This window comes from Ruegeria sp. C9 (assembly GCF_056537585.1).
This window is the reverse complement of record NZ_JBQFRU010000002.1, coordinates 592,171-607,255: the sequence shown is the minus strand read 5'-3', so window position 1 is coordinate 607,255 and position 15,085 is coordinate 592,171. Positions and strand designations below refer to the sequence as shown.

Here is a 15,085-nt window from a genome sequence, read left to right as displayed (position 1 = left end):
TTCAGCGCTCCTCAATCAGAGTAATTTGGTCAAAGGGCGCCTTGGGGCGCCCAGTGCCGCGTGCGAGTGTCGCAATCGCAGCCTCGATTTTGTCTTTGTTCTCCGCCATCCAGACATAGGCGGTCTGGTGTGAGGGGCGCGCGCCGATCAAACGCATATCCGCCGCCAGTCGCTCGGGTACAAGCGCCCGCACGATGCGGTTGTCGATGTCAATCTCGACACGGTAGCATTCGGTTGCTGGATCGCGGCCCCTGATCTCCATTACCGGTAGGTCACCTGTTTCACCGCAGCGATCACCTCATCAGTGGTGATCAGCGCCAGCTTTTCGAGGTTCGCCGCATATGGCATCGGAACATCTTTGCCGGTGAGGGTGATGACCGGGGCGTCGAGATAATCGAACGCTTCCTGCATGACCACCGAGCTGATGTAGCTACCAACGGAACCTTGCGGCCAGCCTTCTTCGACGGTCACAAGACGGTTGGTTTTCATCACCGAGTTGATGATCGCACCAGTGTCCATCGGGCGGATGGTGCGTAGGTCGATCACTTCGGCGCTGATGCCGTCTTCGGCCAGTTTGTCTGCGGCTTCCAGCGCATATTGCATGCCGATGCCGAAGCTGACGATGGTCACATCCGAGCCTTCGCGCCAGATGCGGGCCTTGCCCAGCGGGATGGTCAGGTCATCCACTTGTGGCACGTCGAAGGACCGGCCGTAGAGGATTTCGTTTTCCAGGAAGACCACCGGGTTCGGGTCGCGGATGGCTGATTTCAGCAGACCTTTAGCATCGGCTGCGGAATAGGGCATCACCACTTTGAGACCGGGCACCTGCATGTACCATGCGGCGTAGTCCTGCGAGTGTTGCGCGGCCACGCGGGCAGCGGCACCGTTAGGGCCACGGAATACGATCGGACAGCCCATCTGACCGCCAGACATATAAAGCGTTTTGGCGGCAGAGTTGATGATCTGATCAATCGCCTGCATGGCGAAGTTGAAGGTCATGAACTCGACAATCGGTTTCAGCCCGCCAAAGGCCGAGCCGACGGCGATGCCGGTGAAGCCGTGTTCAGTGATCGGGGTGTCGATGACACGTTTGGCACCGAATTCATCGAGCAGGCCTTGAGAGATTTTATAGGCGCCCTGATATTCAGCGACTTCTTCGCCCATCAGATAGACATCTTCGTCGCCGCGCATTTCTTCGGCCATCGCGTCGCGCAAGGCTTCGCGGACGGTTTGCTGCGCCATCTCGGCGTCGGCAGGCCAATCGGGCGACAGGTCCACAACCGGAGCAGCGGGGGCTGCTGCGGCAGGAGCGGGGGCCTCAACCGCCGCAGGGGCGGCTTCGGCCTCCGCTGCGGCTGCGGGCGCAGCCACGGGCAGGGCGGAGGCGTCTTCACCATCTTCGACCAGGATCGCGATAGGGGTGTTTACTTTGACCCCTTCGGTGCCCTCGCTGATCAGAATCTTACCGACGATGCCTTCATCGACGGCTTCGAACTCCATCGTCGCCTTGTCAGTTTCGATCTCGGCCATGATGTCGCCCGAGGATACGGTGTCGCCTTCCTTGACCAGCCACTTGGCCAATGTGCCCTCTTCCATCGTGGGCGAAAGGGCGGGCATGAGAATTTCGGTTGCCATGTCTTATTCGTCCTCTCAGGCGTAGATATCAGTCCAGAGCTCGTCCAGCGACGGCTCGGGGCTTTCTTTCGAGAATTCGGCGGCCTGATTGACGACCTCTTTGATCTCTTTGTCGATCGCCTTCAGGTCATCCTCGGTCGCGTGTTTGCCGGTCAGCAGCAGCTCGCGCACGTGCTCGATCGGGTCGCTTTGTTCGCGGACCTTCTGAACCTCTTCGCGTGTACGGTACTTGGCCGGGTCAGACATCGAGTGGCCGCGATAGCGGTAGGTTTTCACCTCGAGGATGTAGGGACCTTTGCCCGCACGGCAGTGGGCGACCGCTTTTTCACCTGCGGCTTTGACGGCCAGCACATCCATGCCGTTCACCATTTCACCCGGTATTCCGAAGGCTTGACCGCGGTGGTAGATGTCGGCCGAAGAGGTCGAGCGTGCTTGCGCGGTACCCATGGCATACTGGTTGTTCTCGATCACGAATACCACCGGCAGTTCCCAAAGAGCAGCCATATTGAAGGTCTCATAGACCTGACCCTGGTTGGCCGCGCCGTCACCGAAATAGGTGAAGGTGACGCCGCCGTTCTCTTTATACTTGTCAGCAAAGGCCAAACCCGCACCCAGCGGAACCTGTGCGCCGACGATGCCATGGCCGCCATAGAAATTCTTCTCTTTCGAGAACATGTGCATCGAGCCGCCTTTGCCTTTGGACAGCCCGCCTTCGCGACCGGTCAATTCGGCCATTACGCCGCCCGGGTCCATTCCACAGGCCAGCATGTGGCCGTGATCGCGATAGGACGTGATGCGCTTGTCGCCTTCTTTGGCCGCGGCCTCAAGGCCGACAACAACCGCTTCCTGACCGATGTAGAGGTGGCAGAAACCCCCGATCAGACCCATGCCGTAGAGTTGACCTGCCTTTTCCTCGAATCGGCGGATCAGCAGCATCTCGCGGTAATATTTGGTCAGTTCTTCCGCAGAAACATTTGGTTTCTTTGTGGTTTTTCGCGCAGCCATAGTGGCGATCTCCCCCTTTCGGCAAGATAGTTTAGCGTTAAACTATCTCATAGAGCATTTCACACGTTCTGGCGAGTACTAATGTTACGTGAGGGCAGGATACGCGAGTTGCGGCCTGCCACAGCTTATCTTCCGGGCGTTAAGGTACAGAGATTCTTAGTCAAAAATTTCGTCAGCGGATGACGATCTCATCCGCGCGGATCATGCCGAGCACTGAGCGGGCCTGTTGATCCAGCAGATCGAGATCCAGATAGGTGTCTGACAGTCGGCGGGTCAGGTTCTCCATCTGCTCGATCTCGGCGTTTAGCTGCGCCAGATCGCGAGACAAAACATCGCGCTCGGCGGCAATCTCGACCCGGCGAAACAGACCGTAATCCCCTTGAACGGCGGCAAAGGTGAAATACACCCCCAGCATGAAGGCGATTGAGAAGAAAATGAAAGCCCCTAAACCGGGCCGATTGGAACGGGACACTGTGTTAACCGCCGTGTGAAATACTGCCTCAGAAACGCACCCTTTTTGGATGTCTCGACGCACTATGTCACAGGTGATTCGGGTTGTGAATCCCCTGTGTAGAAAAAGCTGAGACCTGAGGTTTGAGCGCTTACGGGTCCAGCGCGGCCACACCCGGCAAGGTCTTGCCTTCCATCCATTCAAGGAAGGCACCACCAGCAGTAGAGATATATGAGAAATCCGTTGCCGCGCCCGAGGCGTTCAGCGCGGCGACCGTGTCACCCCCACCCGCGACCGAGGTCAGCTTGCCATCGCGGGTTAGTGCAGCCGCCTTCAGCGCCGCCGCATTGGTTGCGGCATCGAACGGGGTCAGCTCAAACGCCCCCAGTGGGCCGTTCCAAATCAGGGTCTGGCTTTTTTCCAGCACTTCGGACACGGCTGCGACGCTTTCGGGACCGGCGTCTAGGATCATCGAGTCAGAAGGGCACTGATCAGCGGGCAGCACCTGATGCGGCGCGTTGGCCTCGAACACTTCGGCCACGACGATGTCGCGCGGCAGGACGATCGTACAGCCAGCGGCTTCGGCCTTGCCGAGGATTTCCGCGGCGGTATCGGTCATGGCGTGCTCGGCCAGCGATTTGCCGACATCGATCCCCTGGGCCAGTAGGAATGTATTCGCCATCCCGCCACCGATGACCAGATAGTCAACCTTCTCGATCAGGTTGCCCAGCAGGTCCAGCTTGGTCGACACTTTGGCGCCCCCGACAACCGCTGTGACAGGCCGCTTGGGTGCGCCCAAGGCGGCTTCAAGCGCGCTCAGTTCCTGCTGCATCAAGCGCCCGGCACAGGCGGGCAGCAGACGGGCCAGCGCCTCGGTCGAGCTGTGGGCGCGGTGCGCGGCCGAGAAGGCATCGTTGCAATAGATGTCGCCCAGCTTTGCCATGCCTTGGGCAAGTGGGACGCTGTTCTTGGTCTCCTCGGCATGGAAGCGGGTGTTTTCCAGCAGCAGAACCTCACCTTCCGTCAGGGCGGAGGCGGCGGTTTCAGCCTCATAGCCCACGCAATCATCGGCAAAGCGCACGGGAGCCCCAAAAGCGGATTCAAGTGCTGGCACAAGCTGCTTCAATGACAGCTCGGGTACATGCCGACCACCGGGGCGTCCGAAATGGGCCAGCAGGATAGGTTTACCGCCTGCGGCGAGGATATCGCGCACGGTTGGCACGATCCGTTGAATGCGGGTGTCGTCGGTCACCACGCCGTCCGCGACCGGTACGTTGATATCCACGCGCACCAGAACCCGCTTACCGCCAAGATCCATATCGTCCAGAGATTTCCAGCCCATCGCGCTCATCCTTGCCCATTGCATCCAGTTTCAGCGGTTCTTTTCCTGCATTTTGCGTTCAGGTCAATGCGTCACTTGGCATTCGCGCGCCCGCGTCATAGGTATTTGCGCAAGTTTCAAAGACAGGAGGGCCAGATGGCCGAGATCAAAGACCCCGAAAACACGATCATCATTGAGCTGAAAGACGGCAATGTCGTCATCGAATTGCTGCCCGACGTGGCCCCTCAGCACTCGGCCCGCATGAAAGAGCTGGCGCGTGGTGGTGAATATGACAACGTCGCCTTCCACCGTGTGATCGACGGGTTCATGGCGCAAACCGGCGATGTGCAGCATGGCGACATGGAAGACGGGTTCAACATTCGTATGGCGGGCACCGGTGGATCGTCGCTGCCGAACGTTCCGGCAGAGTTTTCGAAACTGCCCCATGATCGCGGCACGTTGGGTGCGGCACGCTCGGCCAACCCGGATTCGGCAAACTCGCAGTTCTTCATCAACTTCAAGGACAACCATTTCCTGAACGGCCAGTACACCGTGTATGGCCGCGTCATCGACGGGATGGAGCATGTAGACGCGATTGTGCGTGGTGAGCCGCCAGCGAGCCCCGACCGCATGATCAGCGTTAAGGTGGCTGCTGATGCATAAGCTGGCTGCAGTTTTTGCCTTGCTGGCCAGCCCTGCGCTGGCAACCGGGCTTGAGATTGAGATCGAGGGCGAGGGCGCCAATGGCACCGTCACCGTTGATCTATTCGAGGATATTGCACCCAAGCATGTAGAGCAGATCACCGCTCTGGCCGCTGCGGGTCAGTACGATGGGGTTGTGTTCCACCGTGTGATCGATGGGTTCATGGCGCAGACCGGCGATGTTGAGTTTGGCCGTGTCGGTGGCGACATGCGTCGTGCGGGTACGGGTGGATCGGATCGCCCTGATCTGCCTGCTGAATTCTCGGATTTCAATTATGACCGGGGCGTCGTGGGTATGGCGCGGGCGCAGGACCCAGACAGCGCGAACTCGCAATTCTTCATTATGTTCGAGCCCGGCCCGTTCCTGAATGGTCAGTACACGGTTGTTGGTCAGGTGACAGAAGGGATGGACGTGGTCGATGCGATCAAGCGGGGCGATGGCCCTAATGGCGCAGTGATCGGACAACCGGATGCGATGAAAAAGGTCACGGTGACCGAATAAAAGAAAACCCCGGCGCGCTTCTGCGGGCCGGGGGGTCTTGATGCGGCCGGGTCAATCGTCGTCCGACATCGCCCGCCAGATCAGTGCGCCAATCGCACCGCCGATCAAAGGTGCCACCCAGAACAGCCAGAGCTGCGCCAGTGCCGGACCATCGGCAAACAACGCCACGCCGGTTGACCGGGCAGGGTTCACCGAGGTGTTGGTCACCGGGATCGAGATCAGGTGGATCAGCGTCAGCCCCAATCCAATCGCAATCGGGGCGAAACCGGCAGGCGCGCCGCTGGAGGTCGCACCGAGAATGATCACGATGAAAAACGCCGTCATGACGATTTCGATCACTAAGGCCGACATCATCGAATAGCCTTCGGGTGATGCCTCGCCATACCCGTTTGAGGCAAACCCCCCGACGCCTTCAAAGCCCGGTGCTCCGCTGACGATCAGATAGAGCACGGCTGCTGCGGCGATCGCTCCGATCACCTGCGCGATCCAGTAGGGGATCAGATCTTTGGCATCGAACCGCCCTCCGATCATCAGCCCAAGACTGACCGCCGGGTTGAAATGCCCGCCCGAGATATGACCGACCGCGTAGGCCATAGTCAGCACCGTTAGGCCGAAAGCGAACGAAACGCCCAGCCAGCCGATACCCACATCGGCCACACCTGCAGCCAGTACCGCGCTGCCACAGCCACCCAGTACCAGCCAGAATGTACCGAAGAATTCGGCCATGAGTTTTGATGACATGAAAAGCCCTCCAGAAATCAATGACTTTAAGGTTAATTCAAAAAACGCTTTTTGTGAAACTGTGAGAATGCGGGGAATTTTCCTTCAAGACACGTCAGATAGGGGGCTGTTAGGGAATATGCTTATTCCGGTGTGCTGGCGATTGAGAACGACACACTCGGCCCAACTTGCGTTTTTCTCCTGTGCGCCCCAATGTCCGGTATCGGTTGTGGGCTTGCGATGTGGCGGGGGTATCAAAGTGAAGTTCAAAAAACTGTATTCGGATGCTCAAGGCGAAAGCCATTGGAAAGACATCGAAGTCGAACTTGAAGAGCAAAGCTTTGCACCACCTGCGAAAGCAATCGAGATTTCAAAGCCAGAAGCTGTCAAGCAAACCATGTTCTTGAGACTCAAGAAGGGTTGGGATGAGCCAATTCATCCCACACCTGTCGCTCAAAAGCTCATTTGTCTTTCTGGCTCAGTGCGCGTGACCGCGAGCGACGGCGAATTCAGAGATATTGGTCCGGGTGACGTCTGGCATATGGAAGACAAACACGGCAAAGGCCACCACACAGTTGTAACAAGCGATGATGATTTTCTTTCGATGATCGTGCAGTACGAGTAGCGGGGGCAGCGCAGACCAAGCCCTCCTGATCAACCAAGCGCATTGCGGCACTTGCGCGGTGTAAGGCCGCTTCGTCCCGCATTGAGGTCATTGTCAGATTTAGACGGACACCCCAAAACAAAAAAAACGCCGCAGTGTATCCTGCGGCGTTGCTGATTGGTCTTGCCGATAAGTGTTTACTGCTTCACTTCCGCCGCCGGGTTGGCACCCGATTTGCCGCTGCGGCCCGGGTTCAGCGGGTCGTCCTGACGCTGGACAGACCCTTCGAAATGCGCACCGCTTTCGATGGCGATGGTCTTGTGGATGATGTCGCCTTCGACCCGCGCGGTCGAGGTCAGACGTACCTTCAGCCCACGCACGCGGCCCACGATACGGCCGTTGACAACAACGTCATCTGCGGTGACTTCGCCCTTAATGGTGGCCGTCTCGCCAATGGTCAGCAGGTGGGCACGGATGTCGCCTTCGACAGTGCCCTCAACCTGGATATCGCCCGAGGTCTTGATGTTACCGGTGATGTGCAGATCCGAGGACAGCACCGATGCCGGTGGCTTGGGCTTGGGAGGGGTGCTGGCCTTTGTTTCAGCCGGTGCAGGTGTTGCCGGAGTGGCCGGAGCGGCCGGTTTTGCTGCCTCAGTCTCTTTCGACCCGGGTTCGTTGATTTTGCTCTTAGAAAACATTTCTCGCAGCCTTGATGTAAGTCATTGGGTTCATGGGTTTTCCGTTCACGCGCACCTCATAGTGCAGATGCGTGCCGGTCGATCGTCCGGTGGTACCCATATCAGCAATATGGTCCCCGCGCGAGACCCTTTGGCCAACCTTAACGCGAAGATTGCTGTTATGAGCGTAAAGTGTCTCAATCCCGAAGGCGTGTTTAATTTTCACCAGCTTTCCGAAACCGGATTGCCAGCCCGCATGGGTGACAACGCCATCGGCGGTCGCAAAGATATCGGTCCCGCGAGGACCGGCGAAATCCGACCCGTTATGCATGCGCCGGCCGCCGGTTTTTGGGTCGCGGCGGGTTCCGTAGCCACTGGTATAACGGACAGCGGCGCGCACCGGGCTGGCGAAGGGGGCCTTTTCCGCAGCGATGCGATAGAGGTTCAGCTGGTCCATCTGTTCCAGCAGGATATTGGCGCGGATCTGGTCGGGGCTCAGTTCCTCGCCGCGGGTGCTGAAGGATAAAGGGGTCAGCGGACCGCCCATACCGCTATATCCGCGCCGAACTTCGTCGAGGATACGATCTGTTGGCATGCCCGCGCTGCGGAACATCTTGTCGAGAGGTTCGACCGAGATCAGCATCGCCTCTTCCAACTGGCGGAAAATCTCGTCGCTGCGCTCCTGCATTAGGCGGATTTCAAGCTCGAGCTCGTCACGCTGGTCCAACGCGCCTTGCGCATCGGCAGCGATCTGGTCGCGCTGCGCCGCGGTCCGGGCCAGGGCATCGGTCATAAATGCCATCTGTTCCGGGTTTGCCGATGCCATCGCATAAGCCGCGTCCGCATCAGTGCTGGGTTGCAGTTCGGCCAGTTTGGTCCGCGCGTCTTCGCGCTGCTTCATAGTGGCACGCAGCGTGGTTTGGATCACCTCGATGCCGGTTTCCAACTCGCGCCGGCGGTTCTCGGATTCCAGCAATTCGGACTGCATGACCGAAATCTGTTCCAGAGCTGCGTTAAACCTGTCATGTGCAGCCAGCGCTTCGGCCGCACGCGCATCGCGCTCTTCCGACAGGATGTTCAGACGTTCTTGATACGTAGCCTGATCGCGCTTGGCCTGTTCCCGGAAATTGCCCGATCCGATGCTGTCCATCAACAGAACTGACGTGGCAATCGCGGTCCAGGCGACCATCACCGACACACCGGCGACTGCAGCGATCTGAGTTTCAGAACTCAGTCGGATGAACCGCGTGTCGTTGTCAGATTTCAGAAAAACACGGCGCTCTGGAAAGTGCCGCTCGAGCAGTGAGTGTAGTTTAATTGCCAGACGTGTCCGCACGCGTCCTACCTCAATTGTCCCCATATCTCGGAGCCGGTCGTGAGTGAGTAGCCGCTCCTTGACGCGATTGCATAAAGCGGTCGAGGCATTCGGGCAAGTTTGTTAACCAATCAAGAGCTATGAACGGAGAATTACCGCACGTGATCGGCGAGAACTTGCCGATAGCGAGCATTTGCTGTCAGTCCGACACAACTCCGGGTGGTGGCAGGTCTTCGGTCAGGGGCCAATAGAAATCTGGCGGCAGTCCGGCCTCGGCCCGTTTCTCTTCGTTAAATGGTGGTTTCAGCGCGCCGTGGAAGTAGCGGCGGACGAGGGCGTGGAATACATCCTTGGGGTCGGCATTCTCGCGCCCGCACAAGAAGTGGAACCATTTCGAGCCATAGGCGACGTGACCAACTTCCTCGGCATAAATCACTTCCAGTGCAGCGACTGCGTCGTCAGCCTTGGCCTTGCGGAAGATGTCGATCATTCCGGGGGTCACGTCCAACCCACGTGCCTCAAGCACCATTGGGACGACGGCAAGACGACCCATAAGATCCTGTGCGGTGTCCTCGGCGGCGCGCCACATGCCTGCATGGGCGGGCAGGGCGCCATAGTGGCTGCCCATCTGTTCGAGGCAGTCGCAGACCATCTCAAAATGGCGCGATTCTTCTTCGGCGCATTTCACCCAATCATCGTAGAACCCGATGGGCATGGGCACATCCCCGAACCGGGCGATGATGTCCCAGTGCAGGTCCACCGCGTTCAATTCGATATGGGCAACGGCGTGCAACAGCGCGATACGACCTGCTTCTGACCCCGGCCTGCGGCGGGGTACATCGCGGGGCGATAACAGCTCGGGTTTATCGGGACGCGCAGGGTAAAGCGGAGGCTCGGCAGTGCCCACTGCGATCTCGGGTGCTTCGCCTTTTCGGGCGGCAAACCATTCGGCGGCATAGCGTTTGGACAGAGCAGTCTTCTCGCGCCCGACCGATGTGGTCAGAATCTCGGTCGCCATTTCGGTCAGTGTTTTTGACACGCTTGCCCCCTTACGCTGCACTCCGCGCGGGTCATACCCTTGATGCCCGCGCGGGTCGAGAGGGCTAGAGCGCGCGTGCGGCCTCCAACACTTCGTCCACATGACCCGGCACTTTCACCTTGCGCCAGACGCGGGCGATTTTTCCATCCGCATCAATCAGAAAGGTCGAGCGTTCGATCCCCATGGATTTGCGCCCATACATGTTCTTTTCGACCCAGACGCCATAATCTTCGCACACGCTCTGACCCTCATCGGACAAAAGCGGCGTCGTAAGGCCGTGCTTGGCGACAAATTTGTCATGCTTTGCCACGGTATCGCGCGAGATGCCGAAAACGTTAGCACCCGCATCCGCAAAGGCTTGTAGTTGTTCCGAGAAACCGATGGATTCCTTGGTGCAGCCCGGCGTATCATCGCGGGGATAGAAAAACAGAACGACCGCGCGGCCACGCTGTTCCGACAGGGTCACCTCGCCGCCGCCGTCGCGAGGCAGTGTAAAGTCGGGTGCGATGTCTGAGACTTCGGGCATATTCAAACTCCGGCTGAGAAATTAACGGTTGCCGCTTATCATAGGGCTCCGTTGACAGGTTGAAAGGCGTGAGACGCAAATTGGTCCAGCAAGAACAGCAGGATGACACGAAGGCGGATAAGAAACCCCGCCGTCGGTCGCGGCGTCGAACCGCAGGGCTGTGGACATTGCGCGGTGTCTTCATCCTTGGATTTCTGGCACTGGTCACCGGCTTTATGGTTGTCGGCCAGCGCATGCACGCGCCGGATTGGTTGCGCGACCGGGTCGAGGCGCGCCTTGATCAGACATTGGGTGGCGTCAAAGTTCGGTTCGGCGATGTCAGTTTCATCATTCATGAAGGCTGGCGTCCGCGATTGCGACTGACCGATGTTCGTATCAGCGATGCGGACGGACGGCAGATTGCCGAAGTGTCCGACCTGCGGGCCAGCCTGTCGATGCGCCCGCTGTTGCGCGGGCATGTGCGCCCGAAGCGGATCATATTGCAAGGCGCGCAGATTGCACTGACACGGGGTGTCGATGGAGCGCTGTCGCTGACGGTCGGTGCCGGAAGTGCGCCGGTCGGTCAGGCCCGGAACCTGGCGCAGCTGATTGAATCATCGGACGAGGTGTTCCAGGCGCCTATTTTGTCAGCCCTGACCTCGGTCGAACTGGATGCAATTACGCTGGACTATCAGGACCTGCGGTTGGGCCGGTCCTGGGTGCTGGACGGCGGGCGTATTCAGGCCAACCGCAGCGCGGGTGAGGTTCGTCTGGCCACCAATTTCTCGGTGCTGGCCGGTCGCGATTATGTCAGCACGATCGAGGCCAACTATACCAGTTTGCTGGGCAGTCCGGCTGCGCAGTTCGGCATCTCGATCACCGATCTTCCCGCCGAGGATATCGCAGGCCACAGCCCGGCGCTGGCATGGATGCAGGTACTTCGCACACCGATCTCAGGTGCTTTGAGGGGTGGCATTGATACTGAGGGCGCGCTGGGGCCGGTCTTTGCCACGTTGAATCTGGGTGCAGGCGCCGTGCAGCCCACGCCTGAAACAACACCGATCAAATTCGACGCGGCGCGAACGTATTTTACCTACGACCCGAAACAACAGGCGCTGGATTTCAACGAAGTCTCGATCCAGTCTGCCTGGGGTACGGTGCAGGCAGATGGCAAGGCCTTTCTACATGGGGTCAAAGCTGGCGGGTTGGACAGTATGTCGGGGCAGTTCCGCCTCAGCGGGATTGAGATCAACCCGGCCAATCTGTTCCCCGAAGCACTGAATCTGACGCGGGCCGATGTTGATTTCCAGATGAAACTTGCGCCGTTCCGTATACAGCTGGGGCAGATGACGGTTGAAGACGGTGCACATCGCGCACGGCTCAGCGGGTCTCTGGCTGGTTTGACCGACGGCTGGGTCGCAGCCATTGATGCACAGATTGATCGGATGAGCTCTGATCAGCTGTTGAACTACTGGCCCGAACGACTTGCCCCGAAACCGCGCCTTTGGGTCACCGACAACCTCTATCACGGAGAAATGTCCGATCTGGATTTCGCCCTGCGTCTACGGCCCGGCGAAAAGCCGGACATCTATGCGGATTTCGAATTCGACGAGACCGAGATTCGGTTCGCCAAGACGTTGCCAACTATCCAAGACGCGCAGGGGCAGGCCAGCCTGCTCAACCGGCGCTTTACCGTCTCGGCGCAAAAGGGGATTGTGATCGCGGATGAAGGAGGTACCGTTGATGCCTCGGGCACCTCGTTCATCATCCCCGATACCGGCATCAAAAAAACCACCCCGGCCATTGCGCGGATTAAGGCCAGCGGCAGTGTAACCGCAGCCATGTCATTGCTGGACCGGCCGCCGCTGCAACTGCTGACCAAGGCCTATCTGCCGGTGGATCTGGCCGACGGTCAGGTCAGTCTGAGTGGAACGCTTTCCTTGCCGCTGATCAAGGGCCTGAAGCTGGAAGATACCAGGTTCCATTTCATTGGCGAGTTGTCGAATTTGGACAGCAGCAAGCTGGTACCCGGATTTGAAGTCAGCGCAGACCGATTGGACCTGAACGGGGATCAGACGCAGGTGGCCATCCAGGGCGAGGGGCTGTTTGGCGTCGTACCGGTTGAAGCGCTTTGGCGGCAGCCGATCGGAGGCGAAACCCCGCAGCAAAGCGAACTGACAGGTCAAATCGAACTCTCCCCGCGTTTGATGGAACAAATCAATGCCGGACTGCCGCGCGGCATGTTGACCGGAGAGGGGATCGCCGATTTCAGCCTGAGTATTGGTGCGGGTGAGCCCCCGCGCTTGTCGGCACAGTCCGATTTGGTTGGCGTCGCGTTGGCAATCCCTGAGCTTGGATGGCGCAAATCAGCCAGCACTGGCGGCTCTCTGACTGCCGAGGCCACGCTGGGCGCTCAGCTAAGTGTCGATTCCCTTCGGATCAACGCTGCTGGTTTGCGGACAACTGCAGCGATCTCGTTCCGGGATGGCGGGTTCGAAAGGGTCCGGTTCAGCACGTTCGAACTGGGCGACTGGCTTGCAGTTCCGGCGGAATTGATTGGGCGTGGTGCCGCGCTGCCAGATATCCGTGTGTTGGGCGGCGTGCTTGATCTGGGAAAATCCACCATCGGTGAGGGAGGTAGCAGCGGTGGTGCTGCTGGGCCCGGGCCAAAGCTGGATGTGAAGCTGGACCGACTACAAGTCACTGAATCCGTTGCGTTGACCGGGTTGACTGGCTCGTTTCAAACCACTGGCGGATTGACCGGCAGCTTTGCGTCGCAAGTCAATGGCGGTGCAGCGATCCGCGGTCAGGTCACCCCGCGCGCGTCCCGATCTGCGGTTGGTCTAACCTCGGACGATGCAGGGGCGGTTCTGAGATCAGCGGGGGTTCTGACGCAGGCACGCGGTGGAACAATGCAATTGCAACTGGATCCGATCGCAGAGCCTGGAAATTATGACGTCGACCTGAAAATCAAAAATACGCGGATCACGGACGCCCCGGCCATGGCAGCGATATTGAACGCGATCAGTCTGGTGGGGTTGCTGGATGAAATGGCGGGGCAAGGTATTTTCTTCGCAGCCATCGACAGCAAAATGCGTATCACTCCGACCGAGGTGAAAGTGCTGAGCGGTAGTGCCGTAGGTCCATCAATGGGGCTGTCCTTTGATGGTACGGTCGACACTGTAGCCGGGATGCTGAACCTGCGCGGCGCGATTTCACCGATCTATCTGGTCAATGCTATTGGCAGCGTTCTGACCAAAAAGGGGGAAGGTATCTTTGCCTTCAACTACACTCTGTCCGGACCGCTGTCCGACCCGCAAGTTTCGGTCAATCCTCTGTCTGGTCTCGCACCTCTGTTTCTGCGCAACCTGTTGCGCGAGCCTGCGCCAACGGTCTCGGATGGCCCGAATGCCACACCGGATCGATCTGGCGAACCCAATCCCGCCTTCCAGACACGTGGTGAGGATCGCTGATCTGAGCTGTGGCCGAATCTGTCGGGCCGATGTATGGCGCGGCCATGAAACTCAGCGACTTTGACTTCCACCTGCCCGAACACCTGATTGCCACGCGTCCCGTCAGCCCGCGCTCGTCAGCGCGACTGCTGCTTGCGCAGGGTGATGCTGTTCAGGACCGGCACGTGTTCGATCTGCCGGACATATTGCAGCCCGGGGACCGTCTGGTGCTGAACGACACCCGCGTCATTCCCGCTCGCCTCAGCGGTCGCCGCCACCGTGACAGCGCGCAAGGGCCGGTATCTGCCGCGATTGAGGCAACGTTGCTGGACCCACAATCTGATGGTTGTTGGGCCGCGCTGATCAAGCCGCTTAAGAAGATCAAACCGGGCGAAGAGATCGTATTCTCAGACGATCTGAGCGCAACCCTGGACCGAGTTGCCGATGGCCAAGCCTATCTGCGCTTCAACCTGACCGGAGAGGATTTCGATCAAGCGTTGGAGCAGGCCGGCGCGATGCCGTTGCCTCCCTACATCGCAGCGAAACGCGCGGCGGATGAACAGGACAAGACCGACTACCAAACTGTGTGGGCGCGAAACTCCGGAGCCGTAGCGGCCCCAACCGCGTCCTTGCATTTTGATGATGCGCTTTTGCAGGCGCTATCGGAGCGCGGTGTCGAGTTCACGCATGTCACGCTGCATGTGGGGGCAGGCACATTTCTGCCGGTCAAAGTGGAAGACGTGACCTCCCACAAGATGCACGCCGAATGGGGACGGGTCAGCGCGCAGGCCGCTGCCGAGATTGCGGCGACCAAAGAAGCGGGCGGGCGCGTTATCCCGGTGGGCACAACCGCCCTTCGACTGATCGAAAGCGCGGCACGCTGCGGCCGGATCGCGCCGTGGGAAGGCGAGACCGATATCTTCATATACCCAGGTTTTGAATTTCACGTCACTGATGCGCTGATGACCAATTTCCACCTGCCGAAATCCACATTGCTGATGCTGGTTTCGGCGTTGATTGGGCAGGATCGGGTCAAGTCGGTCTATGACCACGCTATCGCAGAAGAATATCGCTTTTTCTCATACGGCGACGCGTCTCTGCTGATACCATAGTCGTATCTTGGCCATCTGCGCCCTTACAATGTCGTAGACAAGCGC

At 59.0% G+C, this 15,085-nt stretch carries 15 protein-coding genes; 5 read left to right on the top strand and 10 right to left on the bottom strand.

The features are described from left to right. Position 1 precedes the first annotated feature (1 nt). From ACR0NE_RS07175 to ACR0NE_RS07155, 5 genes are all read right to left on the bottom strand, one after another. Positions 2–262 carry a hypothetical protein gene (locus ACR0NE_RS07175; protein ID WP_170403080.1) on the bottom strand — a complete coding sequence of 87 codons (261 nt, stop codon included), beginning with the start codon at positions 260–262 and terminating at the stop codon, positions 2–4. Continuing rightward, a complete protein-coding gene (locus tag ACR0NE_RS07170; RefSeq protein ID WP_170396514.1) occupies positions 262–1,635 on the bottom strand; it encodes a pyruvate dehydrogenase complex E1 component subunit beta in 1,374 nt (457 codons plus the stop codon). Before ACR0NE_RS07170 ends, ACR0NE_RS07175 begins: the two co-directional genes overlap by 1 nt. 15 nt (positions 1,636–1,650) lie before the next feature. Beyond that, complete coding sequence (gene pdhA, locus ACR0NE_RS07165) at positions 1,651–2,640, bottom strand: pyruvate dehydrogenase (acetyl-transferring) E1 component subunit alpha (RefSeq protein WP_170598051.1); 990 nt, start codon at positions 2,638–2,640, stop codon at positions 1,651–1,653. A 172-nt stretch (positions 2,641–2,812) separates the two neighbouring features. After that, the gene (locus ACR0NE_RS07160) at positions 2,813–3,112 is read right to left on the bottom strand and encodes a septum formation initiator family protein (protein WP_170396518.1); all 300 of its coding nucleotides are present in this window, start codon (positions 3,110–3,112) and stop codon (positions 2,813–2,815) included. A gap of 130 nt (positions 3,113–3,242) precedes the next feature. Further along, positions 3,243–4,433: a phosphoglycerate kinase gene (locus ACR0NE_RS07155; RefSeq protein ID WP_170598054.1), complete on the bottom strand. Its 1,191-nt coding sequence runs from the start codon at positions 4,431–4,433 to the stop codon at positions 3,243–3,245. A 135-nt stretch (positions 4,434–4,568) separates the two neighbouring features. On the opposite strand from ACR0NE_RS07155, the gene ACR0NE_RS07150 reads away from it, so the two are divergent. Then, positions 4,569–5,075, top strand: coding sequence for a peptidylprolyl isomerase (locus ACR0NE_RS07150; RefSeq protein WP_170396522.1), 507 nt, complete (start codon positions 4,569–4,571; stop codon positions 5,073–5,075). Next, the gene (locus ACR0NE_RS07145; RefSeq protein ID WP_170512043.1) at positions 5,068–5,616 is read left to right on the top strand and encodes a peptidylprolyl isomerase; all 549 of its coding nucleotides are present in this window, start codon (positions 5,068–5,070) and stop codon (positions 5,614–5,616) included. The genes ACR0NE_RS07150 and ACR0NE_RS07145 overlap by 8 nt, the downstream gene beginning before the upstream one ends. A 51-nt stretch (positions 5,617–5,667) precedes the next feature. Here ACR0NE_RS07145 and aqpZ read toward each other — a convergent pair whose 3' ends face one another. Further along, entirely contained in the window at positions 5,668–6,357 is a 690-nt protein-coding gene (aqpZ, locus tag ACR0NE_RS07140) for an aquaporin Z (protein WP_170396526.1), read from the bottom strand. Here aqpZ and ACR0NE_RS07135 point away from each other — a divergent pair. Next, positions 6,341–6,961, top strand: coding sequence for a cupin domain-containing protein (locus tag ACR0NE_RS07135; protein ID WP_480459289.1), 621 nt, complete (start codon positions 6,341–6,343; stop codon positions 6,959–6,961). The genes aqpZ and ACR0NE_RS07135 overlap by 17 nt on opposite strands. Positions 6,962–7,137: 176 nt before the next feature. On the opposite strand, the gene ACR0NE_RS07130 is transcribed toward ACR0NE_RS07135, so the two are convergent. The 4 genes from ACR0NE_RS07130 to ACR0NE_RS07115 all read right to left on the bottom strand — a co-directional run bounded on the left by ACR0NE_RS07130 (position 7,138) and on the right by ACR0NE_RS07115 (position 10,497). After that, a complete protein-coding gene (locus tag ACR0NE_RS07130) occupies positions 7,138–7,638 on the bottom strand; it encodes a bactofilin family protein (RefSeq protein ID WP_170396528.1) in 501 nt (166 codons plus the stop codon). After that, positions 7,628–8,953 carry a DUF5930 domain-containing protein gene (locus tag ACR0NE_RS07125; protein ID WP_170512951.1) on the bottom strand — a complete coding sequence of 442 codons (1,326 nt, stop codon included), beginning with the start codon at positions 8,951–8,953 and terminating at the stop codon, positions 7,628–7,630. Before ACR0NE_RS07125 ends, ACR0NE_RS07130 begins: the two co-directional genes overlap by 11 nt. Positions 8,954–9,131: 178 nt before the next feature. Further along, the gene (locus ACR0NE_RS07120) at positions 9,132–9,950 is read right to left on the bottom strand and encodes a ferritin-like domain-containing protein (protein ID WP_480459422.1); all 819 of its coding nucleotides are present in this window, start codon (positions 9,948–9,950) and stop codon (positions 9,132–9,134) included. 85 nt (positions 9,951–10,035) lie between these two features. Beyond that, positions 10,036–10,497: a peroxiredoxin family protein gene (locus ACR0NE_RS07115; RefSeq protein ID WP_170396533.1), complete on the bottom strand. Its 462-nt coding sequence runs from the start codon at positions 10,495–10,497 to the stop codon at positions 10,036–10,038. A 68-nt stretch (positions 10,498–10,565) separates the two neighbouring features. Between ACR0NE_RS07115 and ACR0NE_RS07110 the strand changes: the two genes are divergently transcribed. Both ACR0NE_RS07110 and queA read left to right on the top strand, forming a co-directional pair. Beyond that, the gene (locus ACR0NE_RS07110) at positions 10,566–13,949 is read left to right on the top strand and encodes a YhdP family protein (protein WP_480459291.1); all 3,384 of its coding nucleotides are present in this window, start codon (positions 10,566–10,568) and stop codon (positions 13,947–13,949) included. Between the two features lie 44 nt (positions 13,950–13,993). Continuing rightward, complete coding sequence (gene queA, locus ACR0NE_RS07105) at positions 13,994–15,040, top strand: tRNA preQ1(34) S-adenosylmethionine ribosyltransferase-isomerase QueA (RefSeq protein WP_170598190.1); 1,047 nt, start codon at positions 13,994–13,996, stop codon at positions 15,038–15,040. Positions 15,041–15,085: the final 45 nt, after the last annotated feature.

Excerpts from the sequence above, each read along its gene's own strand:
- ACR0NE_RS07175 (WP_170403080.1), bottom strand. The coding sequence starts at position 262 with ATGGAGATCAGGGGCCGCGATCCAGCAACCGAATGCTACCGTGTCGAG.
- ACR0NE_RS07170 (WP_170396514.1), bottom strand. The coding sequence starts at position 1,635 with ATGGCAACCGAAATTCTCATGCCCGCCCTTTCGCCCACGATGGAAGAG.
- pdhA (WP_170598051.1), bottom strand. The coding sequence starts at position 2,640 with ATGGCTGCGCGAAAAACCACAAAGAAACCAAATGTTTCTGCGGAAGAA.
- ACR0NE_RS07155 (WP_170598054.1), bottom strand. The coding sequence starts at position 4,433 with ATGGGCTGGAAATCTCTGGACGATATGGATCTTGGCGGTAAGCGGGTT.
- ACR0NE_RS07150 (WP_170396522.1), top strand. The coding sequence starts at position 4,569 with ATGGCCGAGATCAAAGACCCCGAAAACACGATCATCATTGAGCTGAAA.
- ACR0NE_RS07145 (WP_170512043.1), top strand. The coding sequence starts at position 5,068 with ATGCATAAGCTGGCTGCAGTTTTTGCCTTGCTGGCCAGCCCTGCGCTG.
- ACR0NE_RS07135 (WP_480459289.1), top strand. The coding sequence starts at position 6,341 with ATGAGTTTTGATGACATGAAAAGCCCTCCAGAAATCAATGACTTTAAG.
- aqpZ (WP_170396526.1), bottom strand. The coding sequence starts at position 6,357 with ATGTCATCAAAACTCATGGCCGAATTCTTCGGTACATTCTGGCTGGTA.
- ACR0NE_RS07130 (WP_170396528.1), bottom strand. The coding sequence starts at position 7,638 with ATGTTTTCTAAGAGCAAAATCAACGAACCCGGGTCGAAAGAGACTGAG.
- ACR0NE_RS07120 (WP_480459422.1), bottom strand. The coding sequence starts at position 9,950 with ATGGCGACCGAGATTCTGACCACATCGGTCGGGCGCGAGAAGACTGCT.
- ACR0NE_RS07115 (WP_170396533.1), bottom strand. The coding sequence starts at position 10,497 with ATGCCCGAAGTCTCAGACATCGCACCCGACTTTACACTGCCTCGCGAC.
- queA (WP_170598190.1), top strand. The coding sequence starts at position 13,994 with ATGAAACTCAGCGACTTTGACTTCCACCTGCCCGAACACCTGATTGCC.